This window comes from Pseudomonas sp. MEJ086 (genome assembly GCF_030209025.1).
GTDB lineage: Bacteria > Pseudomonadota > Gammaproteobacteria > Pseudomonadales > Pseudomonadaceae > Aquipseudomonas > Aquipseudomonas fulva_A.
Genome location: NZ_JARVSV010000014.1, coordinates 38,471 through 55,527 on the forward strand (window position 1 = coordinate 38,471; position 17,057 = coordinate 55,527).

The following is a 17,057-nucleotide window of genomic DNA, read 5'->3' on the forward strand; positions in this document are numbered from 1 at the left end:
GCACACTGCATCAGCGCGGCCCACCCTTGCCGCAATCGCCACGCTTGCCGTGGTTCAACGAGGAGAGAGGTTTGTCCAGTTCACTCGCCCGCCATCTCGCCGGCCTGCTACTAGTCTGCGCCCTGCCCCTGGCAGCCCAGGCCGCGGCGCCGCAACCGACCCATGAATTCACCCTCGACAACGGCCTCAAGGTCGTCGTGCGCGAGGATCACCGCGCCCCGGTGGTAGTTTCTCAGCTTTGGTACAAGGTGGGCTCGAGCTACGAGACCGCCGGCCAGACCGGGCTGTCCCACGCCCTGGAACACATGATGTTCAAGGGCAGCCGCAAGCTCGGCCCGGGCGAAGCCTCAAGGGTGCTGCGCGATCTGGGCGCCGAAGAGAACGCCTTCACCAGCGACGACTACACCGCTTACTACCAGGTGCTCGCCAGCGATCGCCTGGGTGTCGCCTTCGAACTGGAAGCGGACCGCCTGGCCAGCCTGCGCCTGCCGGCCGACGAGTTCTCCCGCGAGATCGAGGTGATCAAGGAAGAGCGCCGCCTGCGCACCGACGACAAGCCCTCGGGCCTGGCCTTCGAGCGCTTCAAGGCCATGGCCTACCCGGCCAGCGGCTACAGCATCCCGACCATCGGCTGGATGGCCGACCTCGATCGCATGACCGTGGACGAACTGCGCCACTGGTACCAGACCTGGTACGTACCCAACAACGCCACCCTGGTGGTGGTCGGCGACGTGACCCCGGATGCGGTCAAGGCCCTCGCCCAGCGCTACTTCGGCGCGATTCCCAAGCGTGAGGTACCGGCGGCCAAGATTCCGCTGGAACTGCCGGCGCCGGGCGAGCGACGCATTACCCTGCACCTCAAGACCCAGTTGCCGAGCCTGATGATGGGCTTCAACGTACCTGGTCTGCCCACCGCCAAGGCGCCACGCGACGTGCATGCCCTGCGCCTGATCGCCGCCCTGCTCGACGGCGGCTACAGCGCGCGCCTGGCAACCCGCCTGGAGCGCGGCGAGGAACTGGTTTCCGGGGCAGGCGCCTGGTACAACGGCTACACCCGCGGCGACAGCCTGTTCATGGTCTCCGCCACACCCAACGTGCAAACCGGCAAGACTCTGGAGCAGACCGAAGCAGGCATCTGGCGCGAGCTTCAAGACCTGCAGAAGAACCCGCCGTCGGCCGAAGAGCTGGCCCGTGTGCGTGCCCAGCTGATCGCCGAACTGGTCTATGACCGCGACTCGATCACCAGCCAGGCCACCGCGATCGGCCAACTGGAAACCGTTGGTCTGTCCTGGCAACTGATCGACCAGGAACTGGCCGAACTGGAGGCCGTGACCCCGGCCGATATCCAGAATGCCGCCAAGACCTATTTCACCCGCGACCGCCTCAGCGTCGCCCACGTACTGCCCGAGGAGAAGCGCGATGAGTAAGCGTAACGGCCCGCGCTACGCCCTGCTGGGGCTGTTCCTGATCGCCCTGCTGGTGGCCCTGACCTTCACCGTGCAGCGCTCTCCCGACGCCGCACCGGCCGCCGCCGACGCGCCGAAGACCGATGACACCCAGTTGCAATCCCTGGCCGAGCTGGATGGCAAGGCGCCCGAGCGGCGCAAGCTGGACATCCAGAGCTGGCAGACCGCCGAAGGCGCCAAGGTGCTGTTCGTGGAAGCCCGCGAGCTGCCGATGTTCGACCTGCGCCTGACCTATGCCGCTGGCAGCAGCCAGGATGGTGACGTGCAGGGCCTGGCCATGCTGACCAACGCCATGCTCAACGAAGGCGTACCCGGCAAGGACGTCGGCGCCATCGCAGCGGGCTTCGAAAGCCTAGGCGCCGAATTCGGCAATGGTGCTTACCGCGACATGGCCGTGACCAGCCTGCGTAGCCTCAGCGATGCCGAGCAGCGCCAGCCTGCCCTGAAGCTGTTCGAGCAGGTGATCGGCCAGCCGACCTTCCCCGCCGACTCCCTGGTGCGCATCAAGAATCAGGTACTCGCGGGCTTCGAGTTCCAGAAGCAGAACCCCGGCAAGCTGGCCAGCCTCGAGTTGTTCGAGCGCCTCTACGGCAACCACCCGTATGGTCATCCCAGCGAAGGCACCCCCGCTTCGGTTCCCGGCATCAGCCGCGAACAGCTGCAGGCCTTCCACGCCAAGGCCTATGCCGCCGGCAATGCGGTGATCGCGCTGGTCGGCGATCTGTCTCGGGAAGAAGCCGAGGCGATGGCCGCGGAGGTCTCCGCAGCGTTGCCCAAGGGCCCGGCGCTGGCCAAGACCATCGCTCCCGAGGAACCGAAAGCCGGCCTGACCCACATCGACTTTCCGTCCAACCAGACCCACTTGCTGATCGCCCAGCTCGGTATCGACCGCCTGGATCCGGATTACGCCGCGCTGTACCTGGGCAATCAGGTGTTCGGCGGTGGTGGTTTCGGTACCCGGCTGATGACCGAAGTGCGCGAGAAGCGCGGCCTGACCTACGGTGTCTACTCCGGCTTCAGTGCCATGCAGGCCCGCGGCCCGTTCATGATCAACCTGCAAACCCGTGCCGAGCTCAGCGATGGCACCCTGCAACTGGTCAAGGACCTGCTCGGTGAGTTCATCGCCAACGGTCCGACCCAGGAGGAGCTGGACGCGGCCAAGCGCGAGACGGCCGGCAGCTTCCCACTGTCCACCGCGAGTAACGCCGCCATCGTCGGCCAGCTCGGCGCCATCGGCTTCTACGATCTGCCGCTGACCTATCTGGAAGACTTCATGGCCCAGGTGCAGGCGCTCAGCGTCGAGCAGGTGAAAACCGCCATGGCCAAGCACCTCGACCCCGAAGCGCTGGTGATCGTCACGGCAGGACCAGAGGTCGAACAGAAGGAGCTGCCGCCGCCCACCGACAAGCCAGTCGAATTGCCGACCGGCGTTCCGGAGCACTGATGGCCAGACGACCCACTCCCGCCAAGCCACCCGTCGCCCATGGTGGCGACGGGCAGTTGCGCATCATCGCTGGTCAATGGCGCAGCCGGCAGTTCGGCTTTCCCATGGCCCACGGCTTGCGCCCGACGCCCAACCGCGTGCGGGAAACCCTGTTCAACTGGCTGGCCCCCTACGTCGAAGCGGCCAAGGTCCTCGATCCGTTCGCCGGCAGCGGCGCGCTGTTTCTCGAGGCCCTGTCACGTGGAGCGGGCAGCGCCCTGGCGCTGGATCTCAACCCGGCAGCGGTGAACAGCCTGCGCGGTCATCTGGCGACCCTGCGCTGCGATAACGGCCAGGTGCTGCAGAGCGATGCCATCGCCTACCTGCAAGGCCAGCCGGCAGTGCCTTTCGATCTGGTGTTTCTCGACCCGCCGTTCAGCCAGGACTTGCTCCTGCCTGCTTGCGAGCTGCTCGAACGGCGCGGCTGGCTGGCCGACGATGCCTGGGTCTATACCGAGAGCGAGCAGCCGCCGTCGAGCCTGGGCATGCCCGGCAACTGGCGCCTGCACCGTGAACAGAAAGCCGGCCAGGTGCATTACGCACTGTGGCAGCGCAGCCATGCATGAGGCCACTCGAGCACTGCGCCAGGCCCTTGTCGATCAGGGCCTGAACCTGCGTGAGCAAGGCGCTGACGAGTGGCAGGGGGAAATTCCCCTGCCTGCCGATCTCGCGCGCTTCTACCGCGAGATCGGCCCGCATGACTGCGCACTGGAAACCAGCGGCAACCCGTTCTTCATTCCTTCGCTGGCGCGTCTGTGGAGGCTGCAGGCGGGCTACCGCTGGCATGGCGTGAGCGGCGAGCGCCTGACGGACTGGCACGATGACTGGCTGGTAGTAGCCGATCAGGGTGGTGACCCGTTCATTTTCGAGATAAGCAGCGGCAAGGTATTGCACGATCGCCACGGGGCTGGCGGCTGGCAGCCTTCGCCGGTGTTCAGCGGGCTGGAACAGATGATTGCCTGCCTGGCCTGCTTCGATGCGGTATGGAACAGCGCTGGCGACGACATCTTTCTCGACGACTTCAGCGTCAACCCGGTGCACCGCGAGCATCTGGTCGCGGCTCTGCAGCCGCTGCTGGGTGAGCGCGCTGCCGCACGGTCACTGGCTGAAGAGTTCGGCTGGTAATGAGCGTACCAGGCGTCTGCCGATGACCAGCACACCGCGCTTCGCCCCCGCCTGGTGGCTGTCGGGGCCGCATCTGCAAACGCTGTGGGGCTCGCTATGCCGCCGCCCACCGGTCCTCGAACGCCAACGCGAGCGTCTATGGCTGGAGGACGGCGACTTCCTCGACCTCGACTGGCACGGCCCTCACGACGCCCATGCACCTCTGGTACTGGTGCTGCATGGCCTGACCGGCTCATCGAGCTCCCATTACGTACTCGGCCTCCAGCGCCAGCTGGCAACCCAGGGCTGGGCCAGCGTGGCGCTGAACTGGCGTGGCTGCTCAGGAGAACCGAACCTGCTGCCGCGCGGCTATCACTCCGGGGCCAGCGAAGACCTTGCCGAAACCGTGCGTCACCTGCGCGCCAAGCGCCCCATGGCGCCGCTCTATGCAGTGGGCTACTCGCTAGGCGGCAACGTGTTGCTCAAGTACCTCGGCGAGAGTGGCGCCGAAAGCGGCCTGCAGGCTGCCACCGCGGTGTCGGTGCCCTTTCGCCTCGATCAGTGCGCGGATCGCATCGGCGTCGGTTTCTCGCGGGTGTATCAGGCCCACTTCATGCGCGCCATGGTCGCCTACGTGAAGGACAAGCAGCGTCTGTTCGCCCATCAGGGCCAGGCAGACCGCCTGTCGATCCTGGAAAAGCTCGGCCCGCTGGACGGCATGCGTACCTTCTGGGATTTCGACGGCCGCATCACCGCGCCGTTGCACGGTTTCGAAAACGCCGACGACTACTATCGCCGTTCCTCGAGCCGCTATTACCTGGGGCGCATCCAGACACCGACGCTGCTGATCCAGTCCAGCGACGACCCGTTCGTATACCCCCACAGCCTGCCAGAGGCCGATGAGCTGGCGCCCTGCATCACCTTCGAGCTGCACGCCCGGGGCGGTCACGTGGGTTTCGTCGATGGCACCGCGCGCCAGCCCGGTTACTACCTGGAGCGCCGCATCCCCGCTTGGCTGCTGGCGATGGATCGGAGTATCCAACCCCGACCCGCCATCCCGATCGGTTCGTAGAGGAGCCAGGTATGGCCGACAACCCAGGTTTCGTGCAGAACGAGCAGCAAATCGACGCGCTGCACCAGCGCTTCGAGGCACAGCGCGAGGCCTTCGTGGCCAACCCGATGCCCTCGGCCGATCAGCGCATCGCCTGGCTCGACAGCCTCAAGGCTCGCCTGCTCAGCGATCAGGATGAGCTGGTTCGCTGCATCAGCGAGGACTTTGGCAATCGCAGCGCCGATGAAACCCTGCTCGCCGAAATGCTCCCCACCGTGCACGGCATCCGCTATACCCGCAAACGCCTGCGCCGCTGGATGAAGCCTTCGCGTCGGCATGTCGGCCTGCCCTTCATGCCGGCCTCGGCGCGGGTGATCTATCAGCCGCTGGGGGTGGTCGGCATCATCGTGCCGTGGAACTACCCGCTATTTCTCGCCATCGCACCGCTGGTCGGCGCCTTGGCCGCCGGCAACCGGGTGATGCTCAAGCTCAGCGAGGCCACCCCGCAGACGTCGCAGCGCCTCAAGGACATGCTGGCGAGCATCTTCCCGGAAGACCTGGTCAGCGTGGTACTCGGCGAAGCCGATGTCGGCATGGCCTTCGCGAAACTGCCGTTCGACCATCTGCTGTTCACCGGCGCCACCAGCATCGGCCGCCACGTGATGCGAGCCGCCGCCGAGAACCTTACCCCGGTTACCCTGGAGCTGGGTGGCAAATCACCCGCAATCGTGTCCAGCGACGTCCCGCTGGAGCACGCTGCCGAACGCATCGCTTTCGGCAAGACCCTGAACGCTGGCCAGACCTGCGTGGCCCCTGACTACGTGCTGGTGCCGCGCCAGCGGATGGAGGGCTTCGTCGACGCCTATCGCCGTGCGGTGCAGCGTTTCTATCCACAGATCGAGGGCAACCCGGACTACACCAGCATCATCAACGCCCGCCAGCGGCAGCGCCTGCTCGGTTATCTGGACGACGCCCGTGACAAGGGCGCGATGGTGATTCCGCTGGCCGCCGAGTGCGCGGACCGGCGCATGCCCCATAGCCTGCTGCTGAATGTCGACGACAGCATGCAGGTGATGCAGGACGAAATCTTCGGCCCGCTGCTGCCAGTCGTGCCCTACGACAGGCTCGACGACGCGCTGGCGTACATCGCCGCGCGCCCAAGGCCGCTGGCGCTCTACTACTTCGGCTACGACCGCCGCGAGCAGCAACACGTGCTCCACCACAGCCACTCCGGCGGCGTATGCCTGAACGACACCCTGCTGCATGTCGCTCAGGACGACATGCCCTTCGGCGGCGTCGGTGCCTCGGGCATGGGCCACTACCACGGTCACGAGGGCTTTCTGACCTTCAGCAAGGCCAAGGGCGTACTGACCAAACAACGCTTCAACCCCGCCCGCCTGATCTACCCGCCCTATGGCAAGGCGCTGCAGAGGCTGGTCTACAAGCTGTTCATCCGCTGATGCGCCGTTCAGCAGCGCGATTAACGCCCACATCCGCAGCGCTCGGCAGACCGTCGACTTGGCCCGCCCCGGCGTGCTGCGCTACCATCCCAATCCCCAACGCTCCCGCCAGGACGTCACGATGAATCGAGTGTTATACCCAGGCACCTTCGACCCCATTACCAAGGGGCACGGCGATCTGGTCGAGCGCGCCTCGCGCCTGTTCGACAGTGTCGTCATCGCGGTCGCTGCCAGCCCGAAGAAGAACCCGCTGTTCTCCCTCGAGCAACGCGTGGAGCTGGCCCGTGAAGTCACCAGGCACCTGCCCAACGTCGAAGTGATCGGCTTCTCCACGCTGCTCGCCTCCTTCGCCAAGGAACAGGGGGCCAACGTCCTGCTGCGCGGCCTGCGTGCGGTATCGGACTTCGAGTACGAGTTCCAGCTGGCGAACATGAACCGCCAACTGGCGCCCGACCTGGAAAGCCTGTTCCTCACCCCATCGGAGAAGTATTCGTTCATTTCCTCCACCCTGGTGCGGGAAATCGCCAACCTCGGCGGCGACATCACCAAGTTCGTCCACCCCGCCGTGGCACAGGCCCTGAGCGAACGCTTCAAGGCGCAGTGATCCCTGAAGCAGCGCGCGGACAATCCCACACGCTGCGCAGGGGCGTCATTCCGTACGGCGCCCGAGCGTGCGCTGGCGACGACAATCCGGCACAATCCTGCATTCCTGTTTGAATGTGTCGCGGCCAGTGGCCCGGCAGGAGCTTGCCTTTCATGTCCCTGATCATCACCGACGATTGCATCAACTGCGACGTCTGCGAACCTGAGTGCCCGAACGCGGCGATCTCCCAGGGTGAGGAGATCTACGTGATCGACCCCAACCTGTGTACCGAATGCGTGGGCCATTACGACGAGCCCCAGTGCCAGCAGGTCTGCCCCGTGGACTGCATTCCCCTCGACGAAAACAACGTCGAGAGCAAGGAGCAGTTGATGGAGAAGTACCAGATCCTTACCGGCAAGGCGTGAGTGTGGGCCGCTCCACCCGCGGCCGGAACGCCATCTCGGCGCTGTTCAGTACGCTGTTCCTGCTGTGCAGCCTCGGCCTGCAGGCCAGCGAGCAGCCTGGGCGCAGCGCCATCACCACCGCGCACCCGGCAGCCACGGTAGCTGGCCGAGAAACCCTGGCACTGGGCGGCAATGCCTTCGACGCTGCAGTCGCCATCAGTGCGGCTCTCGCAGTGGTCGAACCCTATGGTTCGGGCCTCGGCGGCGGTGGTTTCTTCCTGCTGCGCAAGGCCGACTCCAGTTACGATTTTCTCGACGCCCGCGAACGCGCGCCTGGCGCTGCCCATGCCGACCTCTATCGACGCGATGGGCAGGTGCAGACGGCGCTGTCCCGCGATGGCGCCCTGGCAGCAGCCATCCCGGGCCTGCCTGCGGCGCTGGTGGAACTGGCTGAGCAACACGGTCGCCTGCCGTTGCGCGACAGCCTGGCCCCGGCGATCCGCCTGGCCCGCGAAGGCTTTCCGGTCGACCGCGTATACCGCGAGCGTGCCGAAATGCGCCTGGCGGCCATGCGTGACGATGCAGAAACCGCACGGCTGTTCCTGAGCGACGGCGCGGTGCCCGCAGAGGGCACGCTGCTGCGCCAGCCGGAGCTGGCCGACACCCTGCTGACCATTGCGCGCGAAGGCCGCAATGGCTTCTATGCCGGGCCACTGGCCGAACGGCTGGTGGCCGGCGTGCGTGCTGCGGGTGGGATCTGGACGCTGCAGGACCTGGCCGACTACCGAACCGTGCAGCGCCAACCCATTCGTGTACCGCTGGCCGAAGGCCGCGAGCTGATCAGCGCACCGCCCCCCTCGGCCGGCGGCCTGGCTTTGGCCCAGAGCCTGCTGATTCTGCAGCGCCTGCCCTGGCGGGAGGCAGAACCGGTGCAGCGCAGCCATCTGGTGGTAGAAACCCTGCGCCGCGTCTACCGCGACCGCGGCCTGCTGGGCGACCCGGATTTCGTCGACAGCCCAACGGCCAGCCTGCTCAACCCGGACTATCTGCAGCGCCTGAGTGACGGCATCGACCCGCAGCGGGCCACGCCGAGCAGCGAACTGCCGCCCGCCGGTACCTGGAAGGAAGGCGACCACACCACTCACTTCACCGTACTGGACGCCAGCGGTAACGCGGTAAGCGCCACCCTGTCGATCAATCTGCCGTTTGGCGCCGCCTTCACCGTGCCCGGCACCGGCGTGCTGCTCAACGATGAAATGGACGATTTCGCCGCCGATCTGGCAGGTGCCAACGCCTACGGCCTGACCGGCAGCCACGCCAACGCCATCGCCGCCGGCAAGCGACCACTGTCGAGCATGAGCCCGACCTTCGTGGAAAGTCCCGGCGAATTCACCAGTTTCGGCACGCCAGGCGGCAGCCGTATTCCGAGCATGGTGCTGCTGTCGATCCTCGAGTACCTCGACGGCCAACCGATCGAGCGCTGGCCAGCGGTACCGCGCTATCACCACCAGTACCTGCCGGACGTCATCGAACACGAACCGCAGACCTTCAGCGCCGAGCAGATCGCCGATCTGCAGGCCCGTGGCTACAGCCTGAAGGCGCTGGAGCGGACATACGGCAATCAGCAGGTGCTGCGCTGGAACAAGACCAGCGGCAAGGTGGAAGCGGCCAGCGACCCCCGTGGCGTCGGCAGCAGCGACGTGCAAAAGGCACGGTAACGCTCAGCCGGCAGATCGAAACTCAACAAAAAGCCCCCTGACTCGATGAGAGTCAGGGGGCTTCTGGTTCGCGCGCATAAAATTACTGGCGCTGGTTGTAACCATCCCCGGTGCAGCCCAGGCAACGCACGAAAGCCGCCTTGCCAGGTTCGACCACCAGCGCACGACCGGTGGCGCCGATGCCGCCGCCCATCGCGGTGAACGGTAGAGCGACGACAAAAGCGACTGCGCCGATGGCCGTAGCGCCGATCAGCAGCGGACGTGCGATCAGCAGGTCACCGATCATGGCGAAACCATCCGGGGCCTGAACGGTGTAAAGCGGGTCTCCACTGACGTTCTGCTGCACTTCTTGCGCGTTGGCAGTCAGCGCCAGCGAGGCAGCAGTCAGCGCCACAACAGCAGCGCAAGAGCGAAACAGTTTCATGGGGCGATCCTTCGAAGGTATACGGACAATGTAGGTAACTATATCAGTGAGCGGGCGATTGTCGCGTGATGGCCGTCAATCGCTGAGCAACTGGTCATTCCATAGGAACGAACGGGCTAGCGCTGACACTTTGGGCAATAGACGCTGGCCCGCTGCCCCAACTTGACCTCGCGTAGCGTGCTGCCACAAACCTTGCAGAACTGGCCGCCGCGGCCATAGGCGAACAGCTCCTGCTGGAAGTAGCCAGGCTGGCCGTCGCCGCCGACGAAATCGCGCAGGGTAGTGCCGCCGCGCTCGATGGCGTGGGCCAGCACGCGCTTGATCTCGTGGGCGAGGCGCACGTAGCGTGCTCGCGACACCGTACCGGCGGCACGGCGTGGATCGATACCCGCAGCGAACAACGCCTCGGTCGCATAGATATTGCCCACCCCGACCACCACGGCGTTATCCATGATGAATGGCTTGATCGCCACAGCCTTGCCGCGGGACAGCTGATACAGGCGTTCGCCATCGAACAGATCGGTCAGCGGCTCCGGCCCCAGCCGCGCCAGCAGCTCATGTTCCAGCGGCAACTCACTCCACAGCAGCGCGCCGAAGCGACGCGGGTCGGTGTAACGCAGTGCCAGGCCCGACTCCAGCTCGATATCGACGTGCTCGTGCTTGGCAGCCGGCAAGCCGACCTCGACCAGGCGCAGGTTGCCGGACATGCCCAGATGGCTGATCAGCGTGCCGACCTCGGCCTTGATCAACAGGTACTTGGCGCGGCGCTCCACCTTCTCGATACGCTGCCCGGACAGGCGCACATCGAGATCTTCGGGGATCGGCCAGCGCAGGCGCCGCTCACGGACGATCACCCGGCTGACGCGCTGGCCTTCAAGATAGGGCGCGATACCACGACGGGTGGTTTCGACTTCTGGCAATTCGGGCATGGCGACTACTTCGGCAAGAGGCAAGGCAGCAACCCTAGGCGCTGCCAGGTCGTGGCGTCAACCGTCGAGGAGGGCGCGGGTCAGGCGGCGCCGAGGTCGCGAATGCTCTCGCGCAGGCTCTCGAAGTCATAGTTGGAGAGCCCGACATAATCGAGGATCAGCGGCTCGATGCTCTGCCACTCGTGATCCTCGCTCTGGTTACCCAACACCTGATAACTGCGGCAGATGTGCTCGGCCATCTTGAGGATCGCCAGCAGGTTCTTCAGTTGCGCGTCACGGTCGTTTTCATCGGCGAAGATGGCCAGGGCATTGTGATGATTGGCGATGGCATCGCACAGATGAAGGGGCAGGTTCCAGGATTTTGCCGTGTAGTAGCCGACCACCGCATGATTGGTGTTGAGTACGCGGTTCTCGGTATCGACGATGCGCCGCTCGGCACTTGCGCTGGCGTAGGACTCCTCGAGCACCGTCATGTAATCGGGAAAGCGCTTGAGCATCAGCGGGATGCCGCAGTTGTGGAACAGGCCCAGGGTATAGGCCTCGTCCACGGACTCGTAACCGATGCGCTTGGCCAGGGTCAGACAGGTCATGGCCACATCCTGGGCGGTGTCCCAGAAGCGGTTGAGGGTGACGATGGTGTCGTCGCTCATCTCGCCACGGATCGACAGCGCATTGACCATGTTGATCACCGAGCGGCTGCCCAGCAGGTTGACCGCCCGCTGGATCGAGCCGATGCGGTTGGCCAGGCCGAAATACGGCGAATTGACGATCTTCAGCAAGGCACCGGAAAGCCCCGGATCCTGGCTGATCAGCCGCGCAATGGCCTTGAGGTCCGGACTGGGCATGTATTGCTCGAACTGCAGGTCAACCATGATCTGCGGTTGCGGCGGCACGCTGATGCCCTGCAGAAACGTCTGGATCTGCTCGGCGGAGAGTTCTTTTTCCATGGGGGATGCGGGGCATGAAAGGTGATGGAGCGCACAGTTTACCCTGTGGCAGATGACTTTTACCCGACGGTTACAGAGTAAATTTACCGGTCATCGCCTCACGTCCAATCCAGGCCGCTGAACCAAGCGCCGGACTCACGGACATTGGACCGGCGGCTGGCTTTTTCGACTGTCACCAAGCGCCCAGCGGGCCGCTCGTTTAGAATGCGCGTTTTTCTCGACGGAGCCCACCATGTCCCTGCCCAGCCTGCGCCTGAAAGCCAACGCCGACCGACGCCTGCGCGCCGGCCATCTGTGGGTCTACAGCAACGAAATCGATGTTGCCGTCACACCGCTCAACGCCTTCGAGGCCGGCGATCAGGCGATTCTCGAAGCCGCCGGAGGCAAGCCGCTGGGCATCGTCGCTCTCAGCCCGAACAACCTGATCTGCGCACGCCTGCTGTCCCGTGACGTCAAGCACGTGCTGGACAAATCCCTGTTGGTGCATCGCATCAACGTGGCCCTGAGCCTGCGCGAGCGGCTGTTCGACACACCCTGCTATCGCCTGGTGTACGGCGACTCCGACCTGTTACCGGGCCTGGTAGTCGACCGTTTCTTCGACATTCTGGTGGTGCAACTGGCCTCCGCGACCATGGAACGCCACAAGGATGACGTACTGGCGGCACTGATTCAGGTGATCAAGCCCAGCGGCATCCTGCTCAAGAACGACTCCGCCGCCCGCGACGCCGAGGGCCTCGAGCGCTATGTGGACACCGCATTCGGTGTGGTGCCGCAATGGGTCGCGCTGGAAGAGAACGGCGTCAAGTTCGAAGCACCGGTGATCGAAGGCCAGAAAACCGGCTGGTTCTACGACCACCGCATGAACCGTGCCCGCCTGGCGCCTTACGTGCAGGGCAAGCGGGTACTCGACCTGTTCAGCTACATCGGTGGCTGGGGCGTGCAGGCCGCGGCGTTCGGCGCCAGTGAAGTGTTCTGCGTGGACGCCTCGGCCTTCGCCCTCGACGGTGTCGAGCGTAACGCCACGCTCAACGGCTTCGCCGAGAAGATGACCTGCGTGGAGGGTGACGTATTCGCTGCGCTGCGCGAACTCAAGTCCGCCGAAGAACGTTTCGACGTGGTCATCGCCGACCCGCCCGCCTTCATCAAGCGCAAGAAGGACATCAAGAACGGCGAGGCTGCCTACCGTCGCCTCAACGAAACCGCCATGCGCCTGCTCAACAAGGACGGCATTCTGGTCAGCGCCAGTTGCTCGATGCACCTGGAGGAAGACAACCTGCAGAACATCCTGCTGACCAGTGCACGCCACCTCGATCGCAATATCCAGCTGCTCGAACGTGGCGGCCAGGGCCCCGACCATCCGGTGCATCCGGCCATCGGCGAAACCCGCTACATCAAGAGCCTCACCTGCCGGTTGCTGCCCAACAGCTGACGGGCCGTTGCCTGCCAGTCGACGCCGGTCGCTGGCAGGCACCTGCAAACACGGCAAGAAAACGATTTATCGCCGACATTTGTTGCACATTGCCTATTATCGATGATGGATTGCCGGGCATCGCCGAACCCTTGGGGTCGAGCGCGGTCTTTGCTGGGCAGGCCTGAAACCCGGGCCTCGCATGATGATGCATCTTCTTCTGTCACCACCAACGGCGTGGACGATATGCTAAGTCCTCATCAGCACAGAATTCAGACTCCGATGATCTACCCCTCTTCGCGCAGCGCCAGGCGCCTGATAGTCACCGCACTCGCCCCACCTTCGGCATGCAGTGGTCACCGGTGCGCCAGCAACTACCGCTGACGAGTCGGCCCCTGACTGACTGGCAGGCAAAGCAGCGAGCCAGCGCAACCCCGAGCCCTCGGGGGCGACAGTGATCCCCGCTTCCGGTACGGCACGACCTCACGCAGCGAGGCGGTCGCACCTCAGCAATACTCACGACGGGTTGATCGCTGGCAAGCGCACCCCGTTCTTGCGTGTATCGCTCGCTGCATCTTTTGCCAGCACTACCGCTCCACTCGACCACGTCGCATACGCTCCGGTGGCAGAACCCGGTACCCCGTCATAAGAAGAGAGAAGAGCCAACGTGAACGACGCAACGATGCTCTCCAAACGATGCAGCCAAGGCAGGACACAGCAGAACGAGGACACCGATGCCGCCCGCCGCCGCAAACGCCAGGCCAAGCTGTACGCCATGGCCAGAGCCCAGGAACGCAAGCGGATCGCCCGCGAACTGCATGACGAGCTGGGTCAGCAGTTGACCGCCCTGCAGCATGGGCTCGGCGTGCTGCGCATCCACCTGAGCCGGGAACGCCCCGATCTGAGCGAGCAGATCCTTCACCTGATCAACATTTCCCACAGTGCCATCGATGCCATACGCGACGTCCAGTTCGGCGGCCCCATCGGACGCTTGCAAGAGGACCTCGAAAACACCCTGCAGACCCTCGCCGAGGAGTTCCGGCAACTGTCTGGAATAACCTGTCGCTGCAGCCTGCCCTCCACACCGATCGACCTCGCCCCCGACCAGGCCTCGCACCTGTACCGCATCGTGCAGGAATCGCTGACCAATATCCTGCGCCACGCCAATGCCAGTTGGGCGGCGGTCAGTCTCGAACGGCGCGACAACGATTACGTGCTGGAAATTTCCGACGACGGCTGCGGCTTCACCCTCAGCGATACCTTGCCGGACTCCACCGGATTGTCCGGCATGCGCGAACGCGGCAAGCGCCTGGGCGGGCCGGTGATCATTTTCAGCCACCCCGGCCAAGGCACCATCGTGCAGGCGATTTTCCCGGTAAAACCCCGCTCTTAAGGACCCCTCCATGATCAATCTGATGATCGCCGACGACCACATGATCATGCGCGAAGGGCTGAAACGCCTGTTCGAGCTCTACAACGACATCCACATCGCCGCAGAAGCGGCCGATGGCCCGCAGGCCCTCGAACGACTGCGCGTCACCCCGGTGGATCTGCTGCTGCTCGACATCAGCATGCCCGGCCTGAGCGGAGAGGCGCTGATCGCCCGGATCAACCACCAGTACCCGACCCTGCCGATTCTGGTGCTGAGCATGCACAGCGACCCGCACGTCGCCATGCGCGTGCTGCGCTGCGGGGCAGCTGGCTACCTGACCAAGAGCCAGTCACCGGAAGCCCTCATCGATGCGGTCAGAAAGGTCAGCGGCGGCGCCCGCTACATCGATCCCGACCTGATGGAGCCGATCGCCCTCAGCAGCCTCAAGCCAAGCACCCGCAACGGGCTCGACAGCCTGACCAATCGCGAGTTCCAGATCATGCGGTTACTCGCCGGCGGGCTGAGCGTGAATCACATCGCCGAACAGCTGATGATCAGCAACAAGACGGTCAGTACTCATAAGATCAATCTGATGGAGAAGATGAGCTTCTCCAGCAATGCCGACCTGATCAAGTTCGCCTCCAGCCTCATCGAATCCGAATACAGATAAGAATATCCCTAGTCTTTATCGGTATTTATGCACACCGATAAATCAGCAATACCCGATGCCGCCTGCTTGGATGCTTAATGCATGCTGCGGACGTCCAAAGGAATGACTGGTCACCGCGTAGGAAGCCCCCGCCCGATACCCGTTCCGTGGAGACATGAGTCCAGTCCACCGCGGAGCGATGACGTGCAAGATAGAACCTCTCACCTGATTGCCCCGTCGCTGATTCTGGTTGCCGGCATCGCCGCCGTACTGCTGGTCGGCCAGGGCATACTGGGCACACTCCCCGTGCTGTGTGGCCTGATCGTGCTTGGCACCGTGGCGATCCTGGTGCTACGCAAGCAAACCTCGACGCAGGCCTCGCTGCAATCCATCGACGCGGAGCCGGACGCGCCCGGCGCGGCCCACGCCGACAATCTCGATCGCCTCTGCGAGCAGACCCTGCCGCTCTGGTCACAGCAGATCGAGACCGCGCGCAGCCACACCGAAGAATCCATCAGCGCCCTCAGCGAGCGCTTTGCCCTGTTGGCCACGCGCATCCAGAACAGCCTTGGCGGCAGCACGGAGCGTGAGGCGGGCAAACGCCTGGTGGCGCTGTTGTCGACCTGTGAATACGAGTTGGACATGATCGTCCTGGCCCTGCGCGAAGCACTGGCCAGCAAGGAATCGCTGCTCAAGGAAGTCATGCAGCTTTCCACCTTCACCGAGCAGTTGCAGGACATGGCGCAGGATGTCGCCAACATCGCCAAACAGACCAACCTGCTGGCCCTCAACGCAGCCATCGAAGCGGCTCGCGCGGGCGAAAGCGGACGCGGCTTCGCCGTGGTCGCCGACGAAGTGCGCAAGCTCTCGTCGATGTCGGGGGCCACCGGGCAACGCATCGGCGAGACCGTGGTGATCGTCAACGACGCCATCCACAAGACCCTGAGCATTTCCCAGGAATACACCAAGACCGACACCGCCACCCTGAACAAGGCCAGTGAAGTCATTGCCGGGGTGATCAACCGCTTCAACCAGAACGCCACCGACATCGTCAATCACAACGAAACGATGCGCGCACAGAGCGAAGCCGTCGCCCAGGACATCGCCGAAGTACTGGTGGCGCTGCAATTCCAGGACCGCACCAGCCAGATGCTCGGCCACATCGCCGGTGACCAGGAAAAACTGCTCGCCTACCTCCACGAACGCAACGCCCAGCGTCGCCAGGGTCTGAGCCCGGCGCCGCTGGATGTCGAGCGCTGGCTGCGCGAGCTGGCCCAGACCTACACCACACCCGAGCAGCACGACGTGCATCGCGGTGACAGCTCCGCCAGGCGCAACGATTCTGAAATCACGTTTTTCTGAGGTTCCCCCATGAGCAAGACCGTACTCATCGTCGACGACTCCACCTCCATCCGTCAGGTCGTCAGCATTACGCTCCGTGGGGCCGGCTATCAGGTCATCGAGGGCTGTGACGGCAAGGATGCCCTGAGCAAGCTCGATGGCCGCAAGGTGCACCTGATCATCAGTGACGTGAACATGCCGAACATGGACGGCATCACCTTCGTCAAACAGGTCAAGCAGATGCCCGCCTACAAATTCACCCCGGTGATCATGCTCACCACCGAGGCGGGCGAAGCAAAGAAGGAGGAAGGACGCGCAGCGGGTGCCAAGGCCTGGGTGGTCAAGCCCTTCCAGCCGGCGCAAATGCTCACTGCCGTGTCCAAGCTGATCCTGCCATGAACACCGCGTCGGCAGAGAACCTCTACCGCATCCTGCCACTGGAGGGTGGCCTGACCATCTACAGCGCGGCCGAGCACATGGAGCTGCTGACTCAGGTACTGGCCCCGGGTACCGAAGTGGAACTCGACCTCGGGGCGGTGGATGAACTCGATTGCGCAGGCCTGCAGTTGCTGATTCTGGCCAAGCAGGAAGCCACGCGGATGAGCTGCGACCTGCGCCTGACCAACCACAGCCCGGCCGTGATCGAAGCCTTCGAGCTGAGCGGGCTCGGCACCTTTTTCGGCGACCCCATCCTGATCAAGCCGGCGAGCGAGTAGTC

17 protein-coding genes and 1 pseudogene are annotated in these 17,057 nt (G+C 64.4%); 15 read left to right on the forward strand and 3 right to left on the reverse strand.

Annotated elements, in window-relative coordinates; all coding sequences use genetic code 11:
* Positions 1-71 precede the first annotated feature (71 nt).
* The 9 genes from QRN22_RS10340 to ggt all read left to right on the forward strand — a co-directional run bounded on the left by QRN22_RS10340 (position 72) and on the right by ggt (position 9,269).
* Positions 72-1,427 carry a M16 family metallopeptidase gene (locus QRN22_RS10340; protein ID WP_042555947.1) on the forward strand — a complete coding sequence of 452 codons (1,356 nt, stop codon included), beginning with the start codon at positions 72-74 and terminating at the stop codon, positions 1,425-1,427.
* Positions 1,420-2,910, forward strand: a complete 1,491-nt coding sequence (locus tag QRN22_RS10345; RefSeq protein WP_042555946.1) for a M16 family metallopeptidase — start codon at positions 1,420-1,422, stop codon at positions 2,908-2,910. The genes QRN22_RS10340 and QRN22_RS10345 overlap by 8 nt, the downstream gene beginning before the upstream one ends.
* Complete coding sequence (gene rsmD, locus QRN22_RS10350; RefSeq protein ID WP_042555945.1) at positions 2,910-3,515, forward strand: 16S rRNA (guanine(966)-N(2))-methyltransferase RsmD; 606 nt, start codon at positions 2,910-2,912, stop codon at positions 3,513-3,515. Before QRN22_RS10345 ends, rsmD begins: the two co-directional genes overlap by 1 nt.
* Positions 3,508-4,074, forward strand: coding sequence for a hypothetical protein (locus QRN22_RS10355; RefSeq protein ID WP_042555944.1), 567 nt, complete (start codon positions 3,508-3,510; stop codon positions 4,072-4,074). Before rsmD ends, QRN22_RS10355 begins: the two co-directional genes overlap by 8 nt.
* 22 nt (positions 4,075-4,096) lie before the next feature.
* Positions 4,097-5,125 (forward strand): hydrolase, encoded by a 1,029-nt coding sequence (locus QRN22_RS10360; RefSeq protein WP_042555943.1) that lies wholly within the window; start codon positions 4,097-4,099, stop codon positions 5,123-5,125.
* A gap of 11 nt (positions 5,126-5,136) precedes the next feature.
* On the forward strand, positions 5,137-6,564 hold the full coding sequence (locus QRN22_RS10365) for a coniferyl aldehyde dehydrogenase (protein WP_042555942.1): 1,428 nt from the start codon (positions 5,137-5,139) through the stop codon (positions 6,562-6,564).
* A gap of 121 nt (positions 6,565-6,685) precedes the next feature.
* Positions 6,686-7,168, forward strand: coding sequence for a pantetheine-phosphate adenylyltransferase (gene coaD, locus QRN22_RS10370; RefSeq protein WP_042555941.1), 483 nt, complete (start codon positions 6,686-6,688; stop codon positions 7,166-7,168).
* Between the two features lie 152 nt (positions 7,169-7,320).
* On the forward strand, positions 7,321-7,572 hold the full coding sequence (locus QRN22_RS10375) for a YfhL family 4Fe-4S dicluster ferredoxin (protein ID WP_042555940.1): 252 nt from the start codon (positions 7,321-7,323) through the stop codon (positions 7,570-7,572).
* A 2-nt stretch (positions 7,573-7,574) separates the two neighbouring features.
* Positions 7,575-9,269, forward strand: a complete 1,695-nt coding sequence (gene ggt, locus QRN22_RS10380) for a gamma-glutamyltransferase (RefSeq protein ID WP_082045882.1) — start codon at positions 7,575-7,577, stop codon at positions 9,267-9,269.
* An 82-nt stretch (positions 9,270-9,351) separates the two neighbouring features.
* On the opposite strand, the gene QRN22_RS10385 is transcribed toward ggt, so the two are convergent.
* From QRN22_RS10385 to QRN22_RS10395, 3 genes are all read right to left on the reverse strand, one after another.
* Positions 9,352-9,693, reverse strand: a complete 342-nt coding sequence (locus tag QRN22_RS10385; protein WP_042555939.1) for a hypothetical protein — start codon at positions 9,691-9,693, stop codon at positions 9,352-9,354.
* A 116-nt stretch (positions 9,694-9,809) separates the two neighbouring features.
* Positions 9,810-10,622 (reverse strand): bifunctional DNA-formamidopyrimidine glycosylase/DNA-(apurinic or apyrimidinic site) lyase, encoded by an 813-nt coding sequence (gene mutM, locus QRN22_RS10390; protein ID WP_042555938.1) that lies wholly within the window; start codon positions 10,620-10,622, stop codon positions 9,810-9,812.
* A gap of 80 nt (positions 10,623-10,702) precedes the next feature.
* Positions 10,703-11,515 (reverse strand): HDOD domain-containing protein, encoded by an 813-nt coding sequence (locus QRN22_RS10395; protein WP_197077053.1) that lies wholly within the window; start codon positions 11,513-11,515, stop codon positions 10,703-10,705.
* A gap of 286 nt (positions 11,516-11,801) precedes the next feature.
* Here QRN22_RS10395 and QRN22_RS10400 point away from each other — a divergent pair, with 286 nt between their 5' ends.
* The 6 genes and pseudogenes from QRN22_RS10400 to QRN22_RS10425 all read left to right on the forward strand — a co-directional run bounded on the left by QRN22_RS10400 (position 11,802) and on the right by QRN22_RS10425 (position 17,055).
* Entirely contained in the window at positions 11,802-12,998 is a 1,197-nt protein-coding gene (locus tag QRN22_RS10400) for a class I SAM-dependent rRNA methyltransferase (RefSeq protein ID WP_042555936.1), read from the forward strand.
* Between the two features lie 646 nt (positions 12,999-13,644).
* Positions 13,645-14,370 carry a sensor histidine kinase gene (locus tag QRN22_RS10405; protein ID WP_042555935.1) on the forward strand — a complete coding sequence of 242 codons (726 nt, stop codon included), beginning with the start codon at positions 13,645-13,647 and terminating at the stop codon, positions 14,368-14,370.
* 10 nt (positions 14,371-14,380) lie between these two features.
* The gene (locus QRN22_RS10410; RefSeq protein ID WP_042555934.1) at positions 14,381-15,019 is read left to right on the forward strand and encodes a response regulator; all 639 of its coding nucleotides are present in this window, start codon (positions 14,381-14,383) and stop codon (positions 15,017-15,019) included.
* Between the two features lie 726 nt (positions 15,020-15,745).
* Positions 15,746-16,360, forward strand: a pseudogene (locus tag QRN22_RS26595) (methyl-accepting chemotaxis protein); the annotation flags it as partial.
* 9 nt (positions 16,361-16,369) lie between these two features.
* Entirely contained in the window at positions 16,370-16,738 is a 369-nt protein-coding gene (locus QRN22_RS10420; protein WP_042555932.1) for a response regulator, read from the forward strand.
* On the forward strand, positions 16,735-17,055 hold the full coding sequence (locus QRN22_RS10425) for an STAS domain-containing protein (RefSeq protein ID WP_042555931.1): 321 nt from the start codon (positions 16,735-16,737) through the stop codon (positions 17,053-17,055). The genes QRN22_RS10420 and QRN22_RS10425 overlap by 4 nt, the downstream gene beginning before the upstream one ends.
* Positions 17,056-17,057 lie beyond the last annotated feature (2 nt).

Excerpts from the sequence above, each read along its gene's own strand:
- QRN22_RS10345 (WP_042555946.1), top strand. The coding sequence starts at position 1,420 with ATGAGTAAGCGTAACGGCCCGCGCTACGCCCTGCTGGGGCTGTTCCTG.
- rsmD (WP_042555945.1), top strand. The coding sequence starts at position 2,910 with ATGGCCAGACGACCCACTCCCGCCAAGCCACCCGTCGCCCATGGTGGC.
- QRN22_RS10355 (WP_042555944.1), top strand. The coding sequence starts at position 3,508 with ATGCATGAGGCCACTCGAGCACTGCGCCAGGCCCTTGTCGATCAGGGC.
- QRN22_RS10360 (WP_042555943.1), top strand. The coding sequence starts at position 4,097 with ATGACCAGCACACCGCGCTTCGCCCCCGCCTGGTGGCTGTCGGGGCCG.
- QRN22_RS10365 (WP_042555942.1), top strand. The coding sequence starts at position 5,137 with ATGGCCGACAACCCAGGTTTCGTGCAGAACGAGCAGCAAATCGACGCG.
- coaD (WP_042555941.1), top strand. The coding sequence starts at position 6,686 with ATGAATCGAGTGTTATACCCAGGCACCTTCGACCCCATTACCAAGGGG.
- QRN22_RS10375 (WP_042555940.1), top strand. The coding sequence starts at position 7,321 with ATGTCCCTGATCATCACCGACGATTGCATCAACTGCGACGTCTGCGAA.
- QRN22_RS10385 (WP_042555939.1), bottom strand. The coding sequence starts at position 9,693 with ATGAAACTGTTTCGCTCTTGCGCTGCTGTTGTGGCGCTGACTGCTGCC.
- mutM (WP_042555938.1), bottom strand. The coding sequence starts at position 10,622 with ATGCCCGAATTGCCAGAAGTCGAAACCACCCGTCGTGGTATCGCGCCC.
- QRN22_RS10400 (WP_042555936.1), top strand. The coding sequence starts at position 11,802 with ATGTCCCTGCCCAGCCTGCGCCTGAAAGCCAACGCCGACCGACGCCTG.
- QRN22_RS10410 (WP_042555934.1), top strand. The coding sequence starts at position 14,381 with ATGATCAATCTGATGATCGCCGACGACCACATGATCATGCGCGAAGGG.
- QRN22_RS10420 (WP_042555932.1), top strand. The coding sequence starts at position 16,370 with ATGAGCAAGACCGTACTCATCGTCGACGACTCCACCTCCATCCGTCAG.
- QRN22_RS10425 (WP_042555931.1), top strand. The coding sequence starts at position 16,735 with ATGAACACCGCGTCGGCAGAGAACCTCTACCGCATCCTGCCACTGGAG.